General features: G+C 69.7%; 16 protein-coding genes. 8 read left to right on the top strand and 8 right to left on the bottom strand.

The genetic code is table 11. The annotated features are described in order from the left end of the window. Window positions 1-60 precede the first annotated feature (60 nt). Window positions 61-891 (top strand): hypothetical protein, encoded by an 831-nt coding sequence (locus tag BLU09_RS26480; RefSeq protein ID WP_090492313.1) that lies wholly within the window; start codon window positions 61-63, stop codon window positions 889-891. Between the two features lie 6 nt (window positions 892-897). On the opposite strand, the gene BLU09_RS26475 is transcribed toward BLU09_RS26480, so the two are convergent. From BLU09_RS26475 to BLU09_RS26450, 6 genes are all read right to left on the bottom strand, one after another. After that, on the bottom strand, window positions 898-1746 hold the full coding sequence (locus BLU09_RS26475) for an ATP-grasp domain-containing protein (protein ID WP_090492311.1): 849 nt from the start codon (window positions 1744-1746) through the stop codon (window positions 898-900). A gap of 112 nt (window positions 1747-1858) precedes the next feature. Further along, window positions 1859-2512: a DNA oxidative demethylase AlkB gene (alkB, locus tag BLU09_RS26470; protein WP_090492309.1), complete on the bottom strand. Its 654-nt coding sequence runs from the start codon at window positions 2510-2512 to the stop codon at window positions 1859-1861. A 9-nt stretch (window positions 2513-2521) separates the two neighbouring features. Continuing rightward, window positions 2522-3325: a 2OG-Fe(II) oxygenase gene (locus BLU09_RS26465; protein WP_090492306.1), complete on the bottom strand. Its 804-nt coding sequence runs from the start codon at window positions 3323-3325 to the stop codon at window positions 2522-2524. A gap of 49 nt (window positions 3326-3374) precedes the next feature. After that, window positions 3375-4352, bottom strand: a complete 978-nt coding sequence (locus BLU09_RS26460) for a DMT family transporter (RefSeq protein WP_090492304.1) — start codon at window positions 4350-4352, stop codon at window positions 3375-3377. Beyond that, the gene (gene queG / locus BLU09_RS26455) at window positions 4325-5344 is read right to left on the bottom strand and encodes a tRNA epoxyqueuosine(34) reductase QueG (RefSeq protein ID WP_090492301.1); all 1020 of its coding nucleotides are present in this window, start codon (window positions 5342-5344) and stop codon (window positions 4325-4327) included. Before queG ends, BLU09_RS26460 begins: the two co-directional genes overlap by 28 nt. Before the next feature lie 13 nt (window positions 5345-5357). Beyond that, complete coding sequence (locus BLU09_RS26450; protein WP_090492299.1) at window positions 5358-5918, bottom strand: cob(I)yrinic acid a,c-diamide adenosyltransferase; 561 nt, start codon at window positions 5916-5918, stop codon at window positions 5358-5360. Window positions 5919-6066: 148 nt separating this feature from the next. Between BLU09_RS26450 and BLU09_RS26445 the strand changes: the two genes are divergently transcribed. The 7 genes from BLU09_RS26445 (at window position 6067) to BLU09_RS26415 (ending at window position 11785) form a co-directional block, all read left to right on the top strand. After that, the gene (locus BLU09_RS26445; protein WP_090492394.1) at window positions 6067-6861 is read left to right on the top strand and encodes a thymidylate synthase; all 795 of its coding nucleotides are present in this window, start codon (window positions 6067-6069) and stop codon (window positions 6859-6861) included. Continuing rightward, window positions 6858-7337 carry a dihydrofolate reductase gene (locus BLU09_RS26440; RefSeq protein WP_090492297.1) on the top strand — a complete coding sequence of 160 codons (480 nt, stop codon included), beginning with the start codon at window positions 6858-6860 and terminating at the stop codon, window positions 7335-7337. Before BLU09_RS26445 ends, BLU09_RS26440 begins: the two co-directional genes overlap by 4 nt. A gap of 121 nt (window positions 7338-7458) precedes the next feature. Next, on the top strand, window positions 7459-7695 hold the full coding sequence (locus BLU09_RS26435) for a hypothetical protein (protein WP_090492296.1): 237 nt from the start codon (window positions 7459-7461) through the stop codon (window positions 7693-7695). 97 nt (window positions 7696-7792) lie between these two features. After that, entirely contained in the window at window positions 7793-8152 is a 360-nt protein-coding gene (locus BLU09_RS26430) for a hypothetical protein (RefSeq protein ID WP_090492294.1), read from the top strand. Window positions 8153-8218: 66 nt separating this feature from the next. Further along, window positions 8219-10072: a cytochrome c/FTR1 family iron permease gene (locus BLU09_RS26425; protein ID WP_090492292.1), complete on the top strand. Its 1854-nt coding sequence runs from the start codon at window positions 8219-8221 to the stop codon at window positions 10070-10072. A gap of 73 nt (window positions 10073-10145) precedes the next feature. Then, window positions 10146-10871, top strand: a complete 726-nt coding sequence (locus BLU09_RS26420; RefSeq protein ID WP_244172045.1) for a GlsB/YeaQ/YmgE family stress response membrane protein — start codon at window positions 10146-10148, stop codon at window positions 10869-10871. Window positions 10872-11104: 233 nt separating this feature from the next. Then, window positions 11105-11785: a hypothetical protein gene (locus BLU09_RS26415; protein WP_244172044.1), complete on the top strand. Its 681-nt coding sequence runs from the start codon at window positions 11105-11107 to the stop codon at window positions 11783-11785. Here the strand turns inward: BLU09_RS26415 and BLU09_RS26410 are convergent. Beyond that, window positions 11782-13311 (bottom strand): MBL fold metallo-hydrolase, encoded by a 1530-nt coding sequence (locus BLU09_RS26410; protein ID WP_090492287.1) that lies wholly within the window; start codon window positions 13309-13311, stop codon window positions 11782-11784. The genes BLU09_RS26415 and BLU09_RS26410 overlap by 4 nt on opposite strands. Then, complete coding sequence (locus BLU09_RS26405; protein WP_090492286.1) at window positions 13308-14603, bottom strand: HD domain-containing protein; 1296 nt, start codon at window positions 14601-14603, stop codon at window positions 13308-13310. Before BLU09_RS26405 ends, BLU09_RS26410 begins: the two co-directional genes overlap by 4 nt. Between the last annotated feature and the right edge of the window lie 21 nt (window positions 14604-14624).

The raw sequence follows: 14624 nt of genomic DNA, 5'->3' as shown, positions 1-14624 counted from the left end.
GACCATAACGCGCCCCCCTGGCGCCGGAACCCCAGAAGACTGGTAGTTTTCGTAATCGCCATGCGAGCCCTTCTGATTCTTGGCCTGACCCTCGCCGCCGGCCCCGCCGCGGCCGCCGTCCCTTCTGGCTGCCAGGAGGACTACGCGACCTGCAAGGAGGACTGCTCCATCCAGTACGGAGGCAGCGGGCGCACCATCAAGCAGCTCACCCACTGTCTGGCCGAATGCCAGGAGGGCGTGGGCCTGTGTGCGGACCGGCACTCGTCGCTGAAGGGGCTGCCCGCCGGGGTGGTGGCGGATCCGCCGAAGCGGCGGAAGGGAAAGAAGCTGACCCGCGAGGAGGACCCGTTCGGCGACGGTGATGCGCAGCCCACGCGCAAGCGCAAGAGCCGCGAGGAGGACCCGTTCGGGGATGAGAAGCCCTCGGGACGGCGGGACGGCTACCGCGCGTCGGAGTCCTCCGCCACGGCGGAGCATTCGCGCCGCGCGCCGGAGCCTGTTCCTCCGCCGCCTCCGTCCTCCGGTGTCGCGGTGGAGGCCACGCGGACGGGCGTGTACCGGGCGAGTGAATCGGACCCGCCTCCGTCCCCTACCCCCGCCTCGGCCCCCGCTGACCCGACCTCCCTGGGCGACCTGGACTCTCTCGATGACGAGCCCACGGTGATGGCGGCGCCAGAACCCGCGCCCGCGCCACCCGCGCCCGAGCCGGTGAAGCCTGCTCCGCCCGCGGTCTCCGCGAGCCCGGCGAAGAAGGACCCGCTGCTCGACGAAGACGTGTCCGACGCGCCGCCTCCGGTGGTGAAGAAGCCGGAGCCCAGCAAGTCCACCAAGCCGGCGCTGCCGCCAGAGCCCAAGTACGACATCTCCGAGTGGGACCCGAACGGGGACTGAGGCGCGCTAGGCCGCTCCGGTTTCGCGCTCGGCATCCAGGATGGCCCGCCAGAGCGCGAACGGAGAAATCCCCGCATAGCCGCTCTCCTGGCCGTCGTTGCACTCAATGACAATCCACCGGCCCGATACTTCCTGGGCCACGTCCACCACGAGGAAGGGCACGTCCAGCCGACGTGCCACCTCACGCCCGAGCCCGAGCGCCTCGTGCCGCGCTTCCGGCGTCAGGGTGTACGGCGTGCCCTGCCACCAGTAGGGCCCCCATCCCACCAGCTCGCCCTTCCACCAGAAGGTGCGGAATTCGAAGGAGCTGGGGATGCGGTCCGGCGCGCCCTCTTCGACCCGGCGCAGGGGCCTCAACTCCCGGCACACCACTCGCTGCCAGTGGAGGATGGGGTCCTTTGCGTAGGCAGCCATCGCCTGACGGAACTGCTCGGGCCCCTCGATGATGGAGAGCGACTTGCGGTGCCGGCTGGTCTGCCGCTCACCCTTCACGAACACGGGCCACCCCAGCAGACGCTCCACGGTCTCCGCGTCTGGCCGCTCATCGAACCAGACGCTCCGCGGAGTCAGGTCCGTGAGCTTCGGGTACCAGTGAGGCAACTCCGTGGCCAGGAGGTGCTGCTCGGGTGTGTGCACCAGGCGGATGCCCGCTGCCGCCAACTCGCGGTAGCGCTCGGCGTAGTCGTTCCAGACGCCGACCCTGGCCACCACCTCCATGGACTCCGGCAGCACGTACGGACGGCGGCATGCGAAGAAGCGGTCGAAGGCGAAGTCATAGATGCCTTGTCCGGTCGGCGCGGACAAAAGCCACAGCCGCTCTTCCACCTGAAGCAGGTCCTCGCCCGGACGAAGCATGGACGCATTCTACGGCGTTCACCACCGTCCACCATTTCCAACGGGCAGCCCATCAGGGCCCGTCCTCATCGCGAGACTGAAACACAGGGAGGCCGCAGCCCTGCGCCAGACATCAGCGTGCCTTCCGGAACGTCAGGTTGATGCGATGCCCACCCACCTGCGGATGATGGCCCGGCTTGAGCGGCGTGATGCCGTGGTAGCGCAGGCGGGCTGGCCCGCCCCAGACGACCACGTCGCCATGGCTCAACCGTACTCGCGCCGGCCTGTCCGCTCGCTCCGCGCCACCGAAGAGGAAGACCGCCGGGAGCCCCAGTGAGACGGAGACGATGGGCGCGGTGAAATCACGCTCGTCCTTGTCCTGGTGCAGCGACATCTTCGCCCCGGGCTCGTAGCGATTCACCAGGCACGCATCAGGGATGAACCCTTCGAAGCCTGCATTCGCGGCGGCGACCTGAGCCAGCCGCAGGAAGACCGCCGGCATCTCCGGCCAGGGCCGTCCCTGCACCGGGTCCACCGCATCATAGCGATACCCTGTCCGGTCCGTCACCCAGCCCCACGAACCACAGCTCGTCATCGCCACCGACATACGGAAGCCGCCCGGCGTCTCCATGTGGCGGAAGGGAGAAGCGAGCGCGACGTCCCGGACCGCGCTCAGCAACTCCGCGTCGTGGGCCAGCGCGAAGCCCCGAAGCACCATGGCACCGGGGCCCAGCGATTCCTCGCGAGGACCAGAGCCGCCCAGGCCGTCGAACAAGTCCATCGTCATTCGCGCGTCTCAAGCCGCATCATGGAAGATGACGCCTACTGTGTGGCGCTGTCCTGAGCGGATGCGGCTGACGCCGTGCCGGAGGTTGACGCGGTACACGCCTCGCGTGCCCTGCACCGGGCGGTGGTGGACGGCGAACACCACCGCGTCTCCCTGGCGCAGCGGGACGACCTCCGCCCGTGACTGCATGCGCGGGCGCTGCTCGGTGAGGATGAACTCGCCTCCCGTGAAGTCCCGCCCGGGCTCCGACAGCAGAATCGCCACCTGGAGCGGGAAGACGTGCTCCCCATAGAGGTCCTGGTGCAGGCAGTTGTAGTCGTCCGCCTCGTACCGCAACAACAGCGGCGTGGGCCGCACCTGCCCCGCCGCGTGGCAGCGTTCGAGGTACGCCGCATGCGACTCCGGATACCGCACCTCGATTCCCATGGCCATGTTCCAGCGGTTCGCAATCGGCGCGAGCCGGGGGTACAGGGCCTCGCGCAGCCCGGCGACCACGTCCGGCAGCGGATACTCGAAGTACTTGTACTCGCCTCTTCCGAAGCCGTGCCGCGCCATCACCACGCGGCTGCGGAACACGGCGTCTTCCGGATACAGCGCCGCCAGGGCGTCACACTCGGCCGGCGTGACGAGCCGCTCCAACGTCGCGCAGCCTCGCGCGTCCAACTCCTCCGAGGCGCGTGCCCAGTCGACGTCGGCCACCCGCTCCGGGACCTGCTTCACGGCTCGGACCGAGCCGGGCGGGCGTGACCGTCCCGCCGTCACGCTCTGCGTGGACACGACGTCTGCTCCCTTCCAGGAAACCCTTGCGGCCATGACGGGAAGCTAAAGGGCGACGACAGGCCCGGCACTCCGAGTCTTGCGGCTATCCGACGCTCGATGAGGCGGGAGGCCGCGCTGGCTCAGCCGGCGCCACGGCGGGCGACCGGACGTGCGCCGCCTGCGTCAGTCGTACGCCGAGGAGCACGAGCACGCCGCCCACCGCAATCTCCCAGTGCAGCGCCTCGTCCAGGATGGCCCAGGCGGCCAGCGCGGTCGCCGCGGGCTGGAGGTTGGAGAACACGGCCACCTTCGACGCCGGCACCCTCGACAGCGCGAAGTACCAGAGCAGGTACGCCACCACCGACGTGAGCAGGCCCAGGTAGACGATGGAGTAACGCGCCGCGGGGCTCGCCGCGAGCACCGCCTCCGGCTTCGCGAAGAACGGCGCCATCAACATCATCATGAACGTGGAGGCCACCATGCTCCACGACGTCGCGCGAATCGGTCCGTGGATGGCGACGAACGGCTTGCCCTCCGTCGTGTACACCACCCACGACATCACCGCGCCCAGGATGAGCAGGTCTCCCATCAACGAGCCGCTCGCATCCGCCAGCCCGCGCCCCAGCAGCAACACCACCACGCCCGCGAACGCCGTGACGATGCCGCCCATCGCCCGGAGCGAGGCGCGCTCATGCCCGCGCCCCAGGCTGAGCAGGTACACGCCCAGCGGCGTCAGCGCGTAGAGCAGCGCCGCGTGCGCCGCCGTGGACTGGGACAGGCCATAGAAGAAGAACACCTGGTTCACCGGCCCCGCCAGCAGGCCCAGCATCAGCACCCGCCCCCACTCGTTGCGCGGCGGCAGCCGGGGCCCGGGCAGGAAACACAGCAACAGCATGAACACCGAGCCACTCAACACGAAACGCCACAGCACCACCGTGAGCGGCGCCAGCTCCGACATCGCGCGTTTGCCCGCCAGGTACGTTCCCGCGCTGATGAGGACCTGGAGGATGAGCCCTGCGTAGACAGGGCCCAATGACTGCGGAGAGGTGGACGTCAGGGGTCGAGCTGAAGGAGCGCCCATTGCGCGGCGGTACGTACCAATTCACTCGAATCGCCGCAGAGCTTTTCCAGCAACGGTTTCGCGTCCGCCTGCTTCGCCACACCCAACGCATACACGGCGTTGCGGCGCAGCCCGTCGTACCGTGCGCGCGCCAGCGCGGTGCCAGGTATTAGGTGCTCATACTGTTCCACTGTGAGTCCCGCGAGCTCGCGTACACCCAATTCCGCCACCGCTCGGGGCGCGAAGCGCGGGTGCTCGGCGAACACCGGCCGGCGATTCAGCGGACACACCTGCTGGCAGATGTCGCAGCCAAAAATCAGGTTGTCGAACTTGAACCGGAACGCCTCCGGCACCTGCTGCTCGCGGTTCTCGATGGTCTGGTAGGACAGGCACGCGCGCGCGTCCACGCGGCCGTTGCCCACCAGCGCGCCCGTGGGACAGGACATGAGGCAGCGGCGGCACGCGCCACACCGGTCCGCCGCGGGGCCGTTGCCGTAGTCGTCGACCCCGGCGTCCACGACGAGCGTGGCCAGCAGCACCCACGAGCCGTAGGGCTCGGTGATGAAGCAGCCGTTCTTCCCCACGTAGCCGAGCCCCGCGCGCGCCGCCCACACCTTCTCCATCAGCGGGCCGCTGTCCACGCCGCCGTAGCTGCCCAGCCCCGGGTACATCACATTGAGCGCCTTGCGGAACGCCTTCATCCGGTCGCGCAGCGTGGAGTGGTAGTCGCGCCCGCGGGCATAGCGCGCGATGGGGGAATCCACCGTCTCCGCGTCGTCGCGCCAGTAGTTGTTCGCGAAGGAGATGACCGTCTTCGCGCCCGGCAGCAGGAGCGAGACGTCCAGGCGCTCGGCGGCCCGCTCGCCCATCCAGTCCATGTCCGCCGCGTAGCCCGCCGCCACCCACTCCAGCAGGAAGTCGGGCGGGATGGGCTCGGCGCGCGCGAACCCCACCAGGTCGAAGCCGACCGAGCTGGCGAGGTCACGCAGATGGGTGGTGGGCAGCACGTTCACGGGGCGCGTCCGACTACTTCGAGGGCTTCGCCGGAATCCACTTCACGTCTTCCACGCTCGCACGGTGGTTGACCACGCGTGCCAGGACGAAGAGCAGGTCGGAGAGCCTGTTGAGATAGACGACCACCGCCTTCGGAATCTTCCCTTCGCGCAGCAACGGCACCGTGCGGCGCTCGGCGCGGCGGCAGACGGTGCGCGCCAGGTGCAGCGCGCTTGCGGCCTGCGTGCCGCCGGGCAGGATGAAGTGGGTCATCGGCGGCAGCTCCGCTTCGAAGCCATCGATGGCGCGCTCCATGTCTTCCGCCCACTCGGCCTTCAGCTCGGGAATGTGCGCCGAGGCCTTGGTCCCCTCGGGCGTGGCCAGCACCGCGCCCACCGTGAAGAGCTGGTCCTGGAGCCGGTGGAGCAGCGCGTCCACGTCCGTGGGCCCCTCGAAGCTCCGCACGAGGCCGAGGGTCGCGTTCAGCTCGTCCACCTCTCCATATGCGTCCACACGAACGTCGTCCTTCGCGACGCGTCCGCCACCGAACAGACCGGTCTCTCCGGCATCACCGCTCTTCGTGTAGATTTTCATGCCCCGGCTTCTAACGGTGCGTGGCGACTGGCGTCCATGAGAAGCCGCAGACCTGCGACACACGTGTGGAGGGCTGTACCAGTTTTACTCTGAGCGGTGCTCCTGCTTAGCGCTTTGAGTCGGACACCGGCTCAGTTACATGGGCCCCATGCAGCCCTATCTGTCCCTGCTCGACCACGTCCTGCACCATGGGGTGAAGAAGGGCGACCGTACCGGCACGGGGACGCTCAGCGTCTTCGGGCCCCAGCTCCGGTTCGACCTCACGCAAGGCTTCCCGCTCCTCACCACGAAGAAGCTGCACACGAAGTCCATCCTCCATGAGCTGCTGTGGATGCTCGCGGGGGACACCAACGTGCGCACACTCCAGGCCCAGGGCGTCACCATCTGGGACGAGTGGGCCAACGCCGACGGCAGCCTCGGCCCCGTGTACGGGCACCAGTGGCGCTCGTGGACGGCGCCCGATGGTGGACACATCGACCAGATGAAGGCGCTGGTGGAGGGGCTGAAGAAGAACCCCGACTCGCGCCGCCACATCATCAGCGCGTGGAACGTGGCGGACCTGCCGTCCATGAAGCTGCCGCCCTGCCATGTCCTCTTCCAGTTCTACGTGGCCAACGGGCGGCTGTCCTGCCAGCTCTATCAGCGCAGCGCGGACCTCTTCCTGGGGCTGCCCTTCAACATCGCCTCGTACTCGCTGCTGACGATGATGGTGGCGCAGGTGACGGGCCTGCAGGCGCACGAGTTCATCCACACCGTGGGTGACGCGCACCTGTACCTGAACCACGTCGAGCAGGCGAAGACGCAGCTGTCGCGCGAACCGCGCCCCCTGCCTCGCATGCGCATCAACCCCGAGGTGACGGACCTCTTCGCCTTCAAGTACGAGGACTTCACGCTCGAAGGCTATGACCCGCACCCCGCCATCAAGGCGCCCGTGGCCGTATGAAGCTGTCCGCCATCGTCGCCATGGCGGCGAACCGGGTCATCGGCGCGGGCAACCAGCTCCCGTGGCGGCTGCCCGCGGACCTCGCGCGCTTCAAGCGCATCACCATGGGCCACACCCTGGTGATGGGGCGCAAGACGTACGAGTCCATCGGCCGCCCGCTGCCGGGCCGTACCTTCATCGTCGTCACCCGCCAGCGTGACTTCGCGCCCCCGGGTGTCCAGGTGGCACACTCCGTGGACGAAGCGCTCTCCGTGGCGGAAGCCAGCGGTGACTCGGAGGTCTTCATCGCCGGGGGCGCGGACCTCTACGCCCAGACGATGGACCGCGTGCAGCGCCTCTACCTCACGCGCATCGCCCGGGACTTTCCTGGCGACACCTGGTTCCCCGACGTGGACCTGTCGGGTTGGACATGCGTCGAAGAGGAAGCACATCCCGACGCCGAGCCACCCCATACCTTCCTCACGTACGAGCGCTGATGCACCCCTTCGCCCGGCGGCGTCTACATGCATGCCCGGGCGAGGGCGCGCGCCCACATTCCTTCCTTCAAACGTTAAGCGCACAATCCAGACCTCACCCGGCAGTCCCATGGAGTTCCGGATGCACAAGACGTGGACGCGAGGACTTGGATTGGTTGCGGCGGTGGTGATGATGGCCTGTGGCGGCCCCGTGGAGGAGGCTCCCGTGGACGAAACGGGAAGCGCCGAGCAGGAGCTGCGCCTGTGTGATTTGCAGGGCCGGTGTGCCGCCAACGAGGTCTGCGTGGGCGGCCCCGGTGGCGTCTGCTACCCGTGCGACCGCTTCCCGCAGTACTGCGAAATCATCATCGAGCCGTAGAGCGAAGGTGAAGCACGAGGCGCCCGGCCATCCATCCGGCCGGGGGCCTCCCATCCCGCCGCCTGGCACGTCCTGACGCCATGCACACTTCCACGGGATGCAGACCACCGTCCTCTCTCGTCCCATCGACGTGCCGTGGCGGACCGCGGCCCTCTCCAGCGCCGCCGTGCTCACGGCTTCCAACGTGGCCGCGCTCGTGGCCAGCCTCCGGCTTGCTCCCTTGCTGCGTCACCGGCTGAGGCCCCGGTCTCGTGCCCTGCCCGCACTGGCCGTTGGAGCCACCGCGCTGGGAGCGCTCGCCATCGGCGCGCTCAGCATCGGCACCCTGGCCATCCGAGCCCTGACCATTGGCAAGCTGCGGGGTGATGACTGGCAGGTGGATTCACTCCGCGTGGGCTCGCTCCAGGTCGTCGAGACGATTGGACCCACGGGCAGTTCTGGTGTGGGCGCGACCTGAGTCCGGTAGATTTTGAAGTTGCTTCGCAAGATTGAAAGGCCACCACCCCACTGGTAGAGGGGTGGCATGACTCGCGCCGCCTCGCTGCTGCTGTTCCTCCTGCTTGCCCTGCCTATCGCGTCCCGCGCGGACGACGGCGCCTCCGAGGAACGCACGTGGCACCGGCTCATCGGCATCCTCCAGTACCTGGAGGCGGACTATCCGCTCGCCATCGAGTCGCAGTCCGCGTTCGAGTTGGCGGAGCAGAAGAGCTTCGCGGCGGAGGCGGTGGACGCGGCGCGCGGCCTGGGCCCCGCGGCGGCGGCCTTCCTGCCGCGCGTGCAGGACATCCAGGCCCGCGTGGACAAGGGCGAGGACCCTGACGGCGTCAGCCGCGACTGCGGTGAGCTGGTGGAGAACCTCGTCACGGCCGGAGGGCTGGCCCGCAGCCCACGCCGCCCGCCGGACCTGGCGCTGGGCCAGTCGCTGTTCGCCACCAACTGCGCCGCGTGCCATGGCGCCGACGGCAGCGCGAACGTGGCCATCGCCGCCAACATGGAGCCGGCGCCCGCCAACTTCCAGGACGCGGAGCTGATGGAAGGCCTCACGCCCTACAAGGCCTTCAACACCACCAGCTTCGGCGTGCCCGGCACCGCGATGCCGGCCTACCCCACCCTGTCCGAGGAGGAGCGCTGGTCGCTGGCCTTCTACGTCTTCACCATGCGCCTGCCCGAGTGCGAGGGCACGCCGCCGCGCGTCTCCCTGGAGCGGCTGGCCAACGCCACCGACGCGGACCTGGTGAAGGAGTTCGGTCAGGAGCACCTCGCCTGTCTGCGCCGGAAGATGCTGGACGCGGACGAGGAGCGCTCGCTGCTCGCCGCCCGGGAGAACGTGCAGCAGGCCATGCGCCTGGGCGCCGCGGGTGACATCGCGGGCGCGAAGGCGGCCCTGCTGGACGGCTACCTCAACGGCGTGGAGCCGGTGGAGCCGAAGCTCAGCGCGCGCGACTCGGCGTTGACGCTGAAAATCGAGCAGGGCTTCCTCAAGGCCCGCATGGCGGCGGAGCGCGGCAGCCCGCACCTCCAGGACGAGGGCCGGGAGCTGCTGGCCCTGCTGGACCAGGCGCGGCGTGACTCGGGCACCACCGCGAGCCTGCTGTCCACGATGTGGCTGACGCTGCTCATCCTGCTGCGCGAGGGCTTCGAGGCGACCATCATCGTCGCGGCGCTGCTGGCCGCGCTGCGGAAGATGAAGGCCACCGAGCACGCCCGCGTGGTGCACTTCGGATGGATTTCCGCGCTCATCGTCGGCGCGCTGTCCTACGTGCTCGGCCGCCACCTGCTGGCCGGCGCCCAGCGCGAGTGGATGGAAGGCATCGCCGCGCTCGCGGCGGTGGGCATGCTGGTGTACGCGGCGCTGTGGCTCAACGCCCGCTCCAACATCAGCCAGTTCATGGGCGAGCTGCGCGAGAAGATGCAGGGCGCGCTGGGCCGAGGCAGCATGCTGGGCCTGTTCCTCATCGCCTTCACCGCCGTGCTGCGTGAGAGCTTCGAGACAGCCATCTTCCTCCAGGGTCTCGCGCTGGACTCGCCACAGGGCGTGGCCTGGGGCGCGCTCGCGGGCGCGGTGGCCATGGTGGTGATGGTCCTCTTCATCAACCGGCTGGGCTACCGCCTGCCGATGAAGACGCTCTTCAACGCGTCCACCGTCATCCTGGTCCTCACCGCCGTGATGCTGCTGGGCAAGGGCCTCCACTCGCTGCAGGAAGTCGGCGCGCTGCCGCTCGCGCCCGTGCCCTTCATCACCGTGGACATGCTGGGCATCTATCCGGACGCGCTCTCGCTCGTTCCCCAGCTCCTGCTGGGCGGCATCCCGCTGGCCGTCGTGCTGCTGCGCCGCAAGGGCCGTACCCAGCCTGTTTCCGAGGCCTCCGCTGGTTAGGGCGACGCGCGCCCGTCGTTGCGGTAGCGTGTCCCAGGTGAAGGTTTCACGAGCCCACTCCATCGGGTTGGCCATGCTGGTCCTCTCGGGCCCGAACGCCGCCTGGGCGCAGGAGCCCCCCGCGAGCGAGCCCGCCCGGGCCCCCGCCTCCGAGCTGACGCCGCCGCCCCTGGTTCCAGCCCCGGGCGGCTGGGACGCGCCGACGCGCCGCGACGAAGACGCCGGGGACGACTCCCGCACGAGCCAGGAGACGGAGGGCACGACCTCCGTCAATGAACAGGCCCTTCCTGGCAAGGCCCGCGCCCGCGCCACGGACCCCGTGCCACGGGTGGCGGTGGAGTTCCTGGGTGGCGCCGGTGGCGGCCTCATCGCGGGCTCCCTGGGCCTCATCACGGGCTTCTTCGTGGGTGCGTCCACGGTGGGCTGCGACGAGTGCAGCATCGTCGCGGGCGTCGGTGGATTGACGGGGGTCGTGGTGGGCATCCCGGCCGGGACCTGGCTGGGTGGAAAGCTCATGGGCGGCCGGGGCACCTTCCTCGCCACCGCGGGCGGCAGCCTCATCGGCTGGGGCGGCGCGCTGGTCGGCTCCGCCCTGCTGGGCATCGGAGACAACGAACCCGGTGGCGCGGTGTTCCTGCTGCTGCTCCCCGTGGTGGGCGCCGTGGCGGGCTATGAGCTGTCATCGCCGGGGGAGGAGCGCCCCGCGCTCACGCGCAAGGCCCCGAGCACGTTCCAGGTGGTCCCCGTCGCCGGGATGGGCGAACGCGGACCTCGCCTGGGCCTCGCCGGAAGCTTCTGAGGCGAAGCCCCCCCGGGCCGGGGCACCTGCGCACCTCGGGAGCTCGCTGTTCGGAAATGTCGGGACTTTTGGGCGGGGCAATGTCCCGACATTTCCGAACAGCGCCCCATGGAACTCGCCCCCGACCCGCGAGGCAGCCCTCCTGAGGCGCGCCGTCCGTTCAGCGCGAAACCCATCAGGGAGGCGATGGCATCCGTGCCCGCGCCGTGCTCTCACTACGAGCACCAGCGCCCATGCTCTCCCATCTGAACCGCCCCATCCTGCTGACGCTCCTGCTGCCCGCCCTCGCGCTCGCCCAGCCCATGGATGACGCGCCGCGGATGCCAGAGCCCGTGACGGCCACGCAGCAGCGGCCCGCGGTGGGCCGTCCGTCACCGGCATCCAGGCCGCCGGCCTCTCCCCGGATGCATCCGCCCCAGGATGCGCCATTCCCGCTGGGCGCGCGCCTGGTGGGCGAAACGGTGGGCGGCGCGCTGATTGGCGCCTCTGGCCTCGCGGTGACCTTCCTCGGAGGCGTCCTCGTGTCGGACCAGGTGTCCTGCGGCTACAGCGAGTGCCGGTCCGGGAGGAACCTCAGCCTCATCAGCGCTTCGATTGGGATGGGGCTCGGCGCGGCGTCAGGCGTGTACCTGGGAGGCTCGCTGATGGATGCACGCGGCGGATTCCTGCCCACGCTGCTGGGCGGACTGGTGGGAACGGCCGCGCCATTGGCCGTCGTGGCGCTGTCGGACGAAGCGTCCTGGGCGGTCCTCACCGCCACCTTCGCCGTGCCCGTGGTGACGTCCATCCTCGCGTTCGAGCTGTCCCACGGCGCCTACGAGCGGCGACGCCAGCAGGAGCACCCCGTGGTGCTGGTGCCCACGGTGAGCCTGGCCCCGGGAAGCGGGGCGCTGGGGCTCGCCGGCCGCTTCTAGGCGCGGAAGTACTGGAGCGACTCCTCGCGCACGAGGCCCTCCTCCACCAGCTTCTCCAGTGTGGCCAGCGCGCTGCGCTCCGCGAGGGGATGCAGCAGCGGCGGCGTGTCCGCGTAGGCCAGGGACACCACCTGCGCCAGCGTGGCGCCGTTGGGTGGCACGGACTGAAGGATGAGTGCCTCCCGCGCCGCCCGGTGGTCCAGGTACTCCTGGAGCTTCGCGGGCCCGTCCGGAATCGGTGAGCCGTGCGCCGGGTAGAGCGTGCTCACGGGCCAGTCCCGCAGCCGCGCGAGCTGCGTCAGGTAGTCCCGCATGTGCCCCTCCGGCGGGTCGATGACGATGGTCCCCACACCGGCCACCATGTCCCCCACCACCGCCGAGCGGCTGCGCTCGTCCACGAGACACACGTGCCCCTGTGCATGCCCCGGCGTGTGCAGCACGCGCCAGCGCTGCGGCACCTCGCCCGCCAGCTCCAGGACGTCACCGTCCTCCAACAACCGCTCCACGGGGAAGTCCAGGCGGTCCGCCGTACGCGCGTGGCACCACAGCGGGATGCCCAAGCGCTCCTTCACCGCGCGCGCGCCGCCCACGTGGTCACCGTGATGGTGGGTGAGCACCACCGCCACGGGCCGCAGCCCCTCCGCCTTCAGGCCCGACACCAGTGACAGCAGCTTCGCGTACTGCTTCACGTCCGCGGCGCCCGGGTCCACGATGAGCAGCTCGCCGTTGCCCAGCACGTACGCGTTGGTATGCGCGGCCGGCGGCAGCGTGGGCGTCTCCAGCGCCACCACGCGCACGCCCTGCTGGAACTCGATGCGCTGCGAGACATACCCCGGGCAGAACGGAGGCGACGCCAGGCGCGCCAGGACGTCGGACGCATCCGTGAAGGCGCCCAGCACCTGGAAGGCATGCACCGCGGGCGGGTGCAGCAGCGCCGTGCCATCTCCCCACCGAGCCAGCGCATCAGCGGGCGTCACCCAGGCGCCCTCCGCGAGCTCGCCGGGCCACCACTCCGCGCGCGCGTGGGCGGGCATCTCCACCAGGTAGAAGCGCGTATCGAAGCGCACGGGCAGCGCCGGCGGCGTCACCCACCGGCCCGCGGCCCGGAAGTCATCCGCGTTCAGCGACAACCCCTCCGCCTTCAACAGAGCCCCCCACCCCAGCGTCCCGTCCAGGAGCGCCTTGCGCAGCGACGCCACCTTCGCGGCGGACAGCGCCTCGGCGCCGTGGGCCACCAGCACGCCCGTCTCTTCGAAGAGCTCGCGCGCCGCGGCCGAGCGCAGCGCCGCCTCGTCTCCGCTGGCGCCCGCCACCGGCACGTCCGCGTCGGCCGCGTCCAGCTTGCCTCCGGGAAAGGCATAGAAGCCGCCCGCGAAGCGAAGCGCCTTGCCGCGCTTCACCCAGAAGACCTCCACGCCCTCCCCCGCGCGCCGGTACAGCAGCGCCACGGAAGAAGGGCGGGCCTCCACCGGACTGTGGGTCAGCAGGTCCAGGCCCAGGCCCAGACCGGGAAGACGCTCGCTCATGACTCCACCGCCTGGCCGAGGACCCGGCCCATCAACGCATGTGCCTTGTCCGCCTGGTCTGGCCGGACGTACAGCCGGACGAGCCGCACCGCGCCACTGTAGCGTTGATACAGCGGCGTGTAGCGCGCCACCTCGGTCAGCCGGCCGGTGGAGGCGTCGATGATGTACAGGCTCGGCCCTCGGCCAGATGGCCCGGAGGTGTACTTGCTGAGCACGTTCTGGGACTCGACGACGTAGTGGTCGAACTTGTGGGACACCAGCGCGCTGCGCAGCACGTCCAGGTCGTAGCCCGTGTCCCGCTCCGTGAACTGCGCCAGCAGCTTGTAGCCCTGCCGCTGGCTGATGCGCTGGGCCCACGGATTCTTGGAGCGGCGCAGCGTGTACCAGAGCGCCGAATCGTCACAGAGCAGGAACTCTTCCGGATCCGAAGGAATCTCGAACTCGCCGGGCGACTCCTCGTAGTAGCGCCGCAGCATGTAGTCGAAGTTCACGGAGGTGTGGTGCAGGTACACCGACACGAACATGTGGTAGCGGCTGAGGAGGAAGTCCTCGAAGGCGAAGGCCGCCGCCCGGCTGAGGGCGAGGTAGGCCCGCCCGTCCTTCATCGCGGGATTGAGGTTGCTGACAATCCAATCCATGTCGTACCGGCCATAGTTGACGCCTGTGTAGAAGGAGTCGCGCAGCAGGTAGTCCATGCGGTCCGCGTCCAGCTCGCCGGAGACGATGGCGCGTAGCAGCGGCGTCCAGTCCACGCCCTGGTGCGTGAAGCCCGGGTCCTTCGGCGGCTTCGCGCCCGACACCAGCGCCACCGCCGCCATGGGCGTAATCCCCATGCCGCCGAAGTGCTTCTCGATGATGGGCGTCAGCGAGCTGTCGAGGAGGATTTTCGCCGTGTAGTCCTCGTGCGTGGCCAGCTCGCCCTCCGCGGTGCCGTCCAGCCAGGATGGCAGGCGCAGGAGCGAGCGCTTCGGGGCGATGCGCTCCGAGGCATGCGACAGCGGCATGTGCCCCAGGTCATGGCAGAGAACCGCCAGACGCACCGCCGCGCAGAAGCGCTCCCGCACGTCCTCCGGCAGCGACGAGCGGGCGGCCACCGCGCCGAACACGCGCGAGGCGACATGCATGGCGCCCAGGGAATGGATGTGGCGCGTGTGCGTGGCCCCGGGAAAGGCCAGGTCCCCGAAGCCAAGCTGTCGGACATACCGCAGCCGCTGGTAGTGCCGGCTGTCGATGACGGCCTTCTCGGGGTCGCTGACCGGGATGGTGCCGTGGATGGGGTCACGGATGCGCATGATTCCCTTTCCATACTCCTG

Source organism: Myxococcus virescens, assembly GCF_900101905.1.
GTDB classification, from domain to species: domain Bacteria; phylum Myxococcota; class Myxococcia; order Myxococcales; family Myxococcaceae; genus Myxococcus; species Myxococcus virescens.
This window is presented reverse-complemented; position numbering and strand designations above follow the sequence as displayed.